Below are 6,045 nucleotides of genomic sequence, written 5' to 3'. Positions count from 1 at the left end.
GAAAAATTCGCGAGCGTTGCGCAAACGTTTTCGTTACAATGCCACCGCACAACAAGGATGCCCCGTAAGGGGCGTTAGCTGAGTTTTTAGCCAAGAATTCACCTAACGCTCTCTGTAATAGTCAAATCCAGGGGATTTACCATGCAACAACGTCGTCCAGTCCGCCGCGCTCTGCTCAGTGTTTCTGACAAGGCCGGTATCATCGAATTCGCTCAGGCACTTTCCGCACGTGGTGTGGAGCTGCTGTCTACAGGTGGCACTGCGCGCCTGTTAGCGGAGAAAGGTCTGCCAGTGACCGAAGTTTCCGATTACACCGGCTTCCCGGAAATGATGGATGGACGCGTGAAGACCCTGCATCCGAAGGTCCACGGCGGCATCCTCGGTCGTCGCGGCCAGGATGATGCCATTATGGAACAACACCACATTGCTCCTATCGATATGGTTGTCGTTAACCTGTATCCGTTCGCCGAGACCGTCGCCCGCGAAGGATGTTCTCTGGAAGATGCCGTAGAGAACATTGATATCGGCGGCCCGACCATGGTGCGCTCCGCTGCCAAGAACCATAAAGATGTAGCTATCGTTGTGAAGAGCAGCGACTACGACGCCATTATTAAAGAGATGGATGCCAACGACGGTTCTCTGACCCTCGACACCCGTTTCGATCTCGCGATTAAAGCCTTCGAACACACTGCCGCTTACGACAGCATGATCGCCAACTACTTCGGCAGCATGGTTCCGGCCTACCACGGTGAAAGCAAAGAAGCCGCCGGTCGCTTCCCGCGTACGCTGAACCTGAACTTCATTAAGAAGCAGGATATGCGCTACGGCGAGAACAGCCATCAGCAGGCTGCCTTCTATATAGAAGAGAATGTTAAAGAAGCGTCCGTTGCCACCGCGCAGCAGGTTCAGGGTAAAGCGCTTTCCTACAACAACATCGCTGATACCGATGCGGCACTGGAGTGCGTGAAAGAATTCAACGAGCCAGCCTGTGTGATCGTCAAACACGCGAACCCGTGTGGTGTAGCAGTAAGTACCTCTATTCTTGACGCTTACGACCGCGCCTATAAAACCGACCCGACCTCCGCGTTCGGCGGCATCATCGCCTTTAACCGCGAGCTGGATGCTGAAACCGCACAGGCGATCATCTCCCGTCAGTTCGTGGAAGTGATTATCGCCCCATCCGCGACCGAAGAAGCGCTTAAGATCACCGCCGCTAAGCAGAACGTTCGCGTTCTGACCTGTGGCCAGTGGGCACAGCGCGTGCCGGGCCTCGACTTCAAACGCGTTAACGGCGGCCTGCTGGTTCAGGATCGTGACCTCGGTATGGTGAGCGAAGGTGAACTGCGCGTGGTGACCAAGCGCCAGCCGACCGAGCAAGAGCTGCGTGATGCGCTGTTCTGCTGGAAGGTCGCCAAGTTCGTTAAATCCAACGCCATCGTTTATGCCAAAGGCAATATGACCATCGGTATTGGCGCAGGCCAGATGAGCCGCGTTTACTCCGCCAAAATCGCCGGGATTAAAGCCGCCGACGAAGGTCTGGAAGTGAAAGGTTCCTCTATGGCTTCCGACGCCTTCTTCCCGTTCCGCGATGGGATTGATGCCGCTGCTGCCGCGGGCGTAACCTGCGTGATCCAACCGGGCGGTTCAATCCGCGATGACGAAGTGATTGCCGCCGCAGACGAGCACGGTATCGCGATGGTATTCACCGACATGCGCCACTTCCGCCATTAATCCACGGAGCAGACGATGAAAATATTAGTGATTGGCAATGGCGGGCGCGAGCACGCCCTCGCCTGGAAAGCGGCACAGTCGCCAAAAGTCGAAACGGTATTTGTCGCCCCGGGCAACGCGGGCACCGCGCTGGAACCCACGCTACAAAACGTGGCCATCGGCGTAACCGATATCCCGGCGCTGCTGAGCTTTGCCCAGAACGAGAAGATCGATCTGACCATTGTTGGCCCGGAAGCGCCGCTGGTGATTGGCGTGGTTGATGCCTTCCGCGCCGCCGGTCTGAAAATCTTCGGCCCAACCGAAGGTGCCGCGCAGCTGGAAGGCTCCAAAGCCTTCACCAAAGATTTCCTCGCGCGCCACCAGATCCCAACGGCGGAGTACCAGAACTTCACCGAAATCGAACCTGCGCTGGCTTACCTGCGCGAGAAAGGCGCGCCGATCGTTATCAAAGCCGATGGCCTGGCTGCCGGGAAAGGCGTTATCGTGGCGATGACGCTGGAGGAAGCGGAAGCCGCCGTGCATGACATGCTGGCCGGTAACGCGTTTGGCGACGCGGGCCACCGCATCGTTATCGAAGAGTTCCTCGACGGCGAAGAAGCGAGCTTTATCGTGATGGTCGACGGCGAGCACGTGCTGCCGATGGCCACCAGCCAGGACCACAAACGCGTGGGTAACGGCGATACCGGCCCGAACACCGGCGGGATGGGCGCTTACTCCCCGGCGCCGGTGGTAACCGATGAAGTCCACCAGCGCACCATGGAACGCATCATCTGGCCAACCGTAAAAGGCATGGCGGCGGAAGGTAACACCTACACCGGTTTCCTGTATGCGGGTCTGATGATCGATAAGCAGGGCAACCCGAAGGTTATCGAGTTTAACTGCCGCTTCGGCGATCCGGAAACCCAGCCGATAATGCTGCGCATGAAATCGGATCTGGTGGATCTTTGCCTCGCCGCCTGTGACGGCAAGCTGGATGAGAAAACCTCCGAGTGGGACGAGCGCGCTTCGCTGGGTGTGGTCATTGCCGCCGGAGGTTATCCGGGCAATTACAATACCGGCGATGAGATCCACGGTCTGCCGCTGGAAGACGTCTCTGACGGTAAAGTGTTCCACGCGGGCACCAAACTGTCTGCTGACGATCGCGTGCTGACCAACGGCGGTCGCGTGCTGTGCGCCACCGCGCTGGGCAATACCGTGGCAGACGCGCAGAAACGCGCTTACGCCCTGATGACCGACATCCGCTGGGATGGCAGCTTCAGCCGTAACGACATCGGCTGGCGCGCCATTGAACGCGAGCAACGCTAACGCGAAATTTTCGCCAACAGCGTTTTACGCGTAATGCCTAACTGACGGGCGGCTTCCGTTTTATTGCCGCCCGTTTTTTCAAGCGCCGCCAGAATCACCTCCTTTTCGACATCCACCAGCGGTTGGATCTCGCCACTGAATTCCGTTTTTATCGGCGTCGCGGCAATCGCCATCGGCAGCTCACGTTCGGAAATATATTCCCCCGTCAGCAGCACCACCGAGCGCTCAATCGCATTTTCCAGCTCACGAATATTGCCCGGCCAGTCGTAGTGGATCAGCAGATCCATCGCCTGCGGAGTAAAGCCTTTCACCGCTTTACGGTTACGCGCGGCAAAACGCTGGAGAAAATGTTCGGCTAACAGCGGAATATCTTCCCGGCGCTGGCACAGCGCTGGCATTTCAATGGTGACGACGTTCAGGCGATAGTAGAGATCCTGACGAAAGCGCCCGGCGCTGACTTCCTCTGCCAGATCACGATGCGTAGCGGCTATCAGCCGGACATCAACCGCAATAGTCTGGTTGCTGCCAACCCGCTGTACTTCTCGCTCCTGGATAGCCCGCAGCAGACGCACCTGCATCAGCGGTGAGATATCGCCAATTTCATCAAGAAATAACGTGCCACCATCGGCTTCCACAAAGCGCCCTTCCCGTCGTTTATCCGCCCCGGTAAACGCCCCTTTCTCGTGACCAAAAAGTTCGGACTCCAGCAGCGATTCATTAAGCGCCGCGCAGTTGAGCGTCACCAACGGCTTATCGCGACGGGCGCTGCAGGCATGCAGCGCCCGGGCCACCAACTCTTTCCCCGTGCCGGAGTCTCCGTGAATGAGCACCGTAGCGTCCGAGGGCGCAACCATCGCGATTTCATTAAGCAACTTCTGCATCGCCGGACTGCTGCCAATCATGCCAAACTGTACCGCCGACGCCGATGGCAGTTCGGCGCCCATTTCCCGCGTATGCGCCAGCGCCTTTTCCAGCGTCTCCTGCAGACGGTCAAAATCCAGCGGCTTGATTAAATAGTCCAGCGCCCCGGTTTTAAGCGCCTCAACGGCGGTCTCTACGCTGGAGAACGCCGTCATGATCAAGACCGGAATCGCCGGATTCAGCGCTTTAATCTCTTTCAGCGTTGCGATGCCGTCCATCTCCGCCATGCGTACATCACACAGCACTAAATCAAATACGCGTTCGCGCACCTGTTCCAGCGCCGCTCGCCCGCTATAGGCCAGCGCGACCTCATAACCCCAGCCGCGCAGCAGCGCCTGTAAAATAGTGCAGTGGCTGATATCGTCATCTACTACCAGAATATTGATTTTTCCGCGCGTCATCCTTGTTAATCCTGTTGTTTCGCTTTGGTCGGCAGCCAAAGAGTAAAGGTCGCACCTTTGCCCTCAACGCTTGCCACCTGAATGGTGCCACCATGCTGTTCGATAATATTCTGCACTACCGCCAGCCCGAGGCCGGTTCCGTCAGCTTTGGTTGTAAAGTAAGGCGTAAAAATGGCCTCCAGCTGTTCCGCTGCAATTCCCTTCCCGCTATCGGTAACCACAATTTTAACGCGCTCAGCGCTGCATTCACTCGCTTCAACCGTAATCGTGCCCTGGTGGCCAATCGCATGAATGGCGTTCAGATACAGATTCAGCAGGACCTGCGTTAGCCGGTCAGGATCGGCCTGAATGGTTGGTAGTGCAGGATTTATCGTAAACCGTAATTGAATCTCCCGACTTTGAGCATCCTGGCTTACCAGATGCAATGAGTGGGTGATGACCTCGTTGAGATCCACCTGTTGCAGCGTCAGATGCGCTGGCTTCACCAGCTCCAGCAACTCGCTCACCACCCGATTTAAACGGTCCGCTTCTTTCGCCATCACCTGTGCCAGCTCATGCGACTCGCCACCCGGCGGGGTTCGTTCGGCAAAATACTTTGCCAGACCTTTGATGGAAGACAGCGGATTGCGAATTTCATGTGCGACGCCGGCCGCCAGGTGTCCGAGCGCCAGCAGTTTTTCTTTCCGCTTCATCGCATCCTGCAATTCCTTGTACGAACGCTGATAGCGCTGATACCAGAAAAACGTAAGTACAGTTGCCAGTAGTACAGCCGCAAGCGCAGAGAGGACAATCAACGTGTTACGCCACTCTCTTGCCTGAGTCGCGGTGAGATCGCTGGCATCAAAGGCGATAAATATGGTTTGTGCTGGGGTGATAAGCTGCCCGTCATTACTGGCATAGCGCGCCATGCCGTGGCGTCCTGGACCATACATCGGCTGAAACTGGCGATAAATTTCCAGGGCCGGCGTTTTTTCACCATCCCTTGCTGGAATTTCAATATTCCGCCAGCTTTCTTGTTCTCCGGGATTAAGCTGCCGCAAGACATCCGGAGAATAGAGCGTTTTACCGACCATCGCCGAATTGCTGTGAGTCATAATGACGCCATGCTCATCCACAACGGCAAACCATAATACGCCCGGCTGTACGGCCATTTGTTCCAGCAGCGTCTGCTGTTGAGCATGATGCATGCGCATCCCCATGCCTACACGCGTACCAGACTCCAGAGCGCGAATGAGCACGCTGCCTTTTTCCAGTAGCGTTTGCCTCGCGGCGCCGCTTTCCCGCCCATAGTCCCTAATAGTCATAATCGAAAACCAGCCGACCAAAATCAGGATTGCAGCCAGCAAGAGTCGGCTCAACCACTTTGCCACCGTATCCTTATAAAGACGCATACGCTCTCCCTTCACCCCGCTTGTTCCTTTCATCGTTGCAGGTATACAGCAGAAATCATGCCATTTTTTCCCCCTGATAACCCTGCCCTCAGACACAAACAGCTGAAAGTACCGGGTAAAAATGACTCGCTGGCGCGTTCTGGCGAGTCATTTTTACCCGTTTTCCTGCAAAGACGACGCGCACAACGCCCGCAGGGCAGGGATCAACGCTTTGGCACGGAAGATGCAATAAGGAATGTAAGATAACCAACAGGAGAACGAATGATGAAACGGAATAATAAACTGGCGCTGATTGC

At 56.3% G+C, this 6,045-nt stretch carries 4 protein-coding genes; 2 read left to right on the top strand and 2 right to left on the bottom strand.

What is annotated here, in order from left to right; all coding sequences use genetic code 11:
* The first annotated feature begins 141 nt into the window (after positions 1–141).
* On the top strand, positions 142–1,731 hold the full coding sequence (purH, locus tag JTI85_RS02590; RefSeq protein ID WP_116361260.1) for a bifunctional phosphoribosylaminoimidazolecarboxamide formyltransferase/IMP cyclohydrolase: 1,590 nt from the start codon (positions 142–144) through the stop codon (positions 1,729–1,731).
* A gap of 15 nt (positions 1,732–1,746) precedes the next feature.
* The gene (gene purD, locus JTI85_RS02585; protein WP_219352066.1) at positions 1,747–3,036 is read left to right on the top strand and encodes a phosphoribosylamine--glycine ligase; all 1,290 of its coding nucleotides are present in this window, start codon (positions 1,747–1,749) and stop codon (positions 3,034–3,036) included.
* Here purD and zraR read toward each other — a convergent pair.
* Together zraR and zraS are read right to left on the bottom strand one after the other, a co-directional pair.
* On the bottom strand, positions 3,033–4,358 hold the full coding sequence (zraR, locus tag JTI85_RS02580) for a sigma-54-dependent response regulator transcription factor ZraR (protein WP_219352065.1): 1,326 nt from the start codon (positions 4,356–4,358) through the stop codon (positions 3,033–3,035). The genes purD and zraR overlap by 4 nt on opposite strands.
* A 5-nt stretch (positions 4,359–4,363) precedes the next feature.
* The gene (gene zraS, locus JTI85_RS02575; RefSeq protein ID WP_219352064.1) at positions 4,364–5,749 is read right to left on the bottom strand and encodes a two-component system sensor histidine kinase ZraS; all 1,386 of its coding nucleotides are present in this window, start codon (positions 5,747–5,749) and stop codon (positions 4,364–4,366) included.
* Positions 5,750–6,045 lie beyond the last annotated feature (296 nt).

It is taken from the genome of Citrobacter sp. Colony219, from assembly GCF_019382635.1.
In the GTDB taxonomy this organism is placed as follows: Bacteria; Pseudomonadota; Gammaproteobacteria; order Enterobacterales; family Enterobacteriaceae; genus Citrobacter; species Citrobacter youngae.
Note: the sequence above shows the minus strand (reverse complement) of the source record. Positions and strands in the feature narration are given on the sequence as shown.

Bases quoted from the DNA above. Each gene is read 5' to 3' on its own strand.
- purH (WP_116361260.1), top strand. From the start codon at position 142: ATGCAACAACGTCGTCCAGTCCGCCGCGCTCTGCTCAGTGTTTCTGAC.
- zraR (WP_219352065.1), bottom strand. From the start codon at position 4,358: ATGACGCGCGGAAAAATCAATATTCTGGTAGTAGATGACGATATCAGC.
- purD (WP_219352066.1), top strand. From the start codon at position 1,747: ATGAAAATATTAGTGATTGGCAATGGCGGGCGCGAGCACGCCCTCGCC.
- zraS (WP_219352064.1), bottom strand. From the start codon at position 5,749: ATGCGTCTTTATAAGGATACGGTGGCAAAGTGGTTGAGCCGACTCTTG.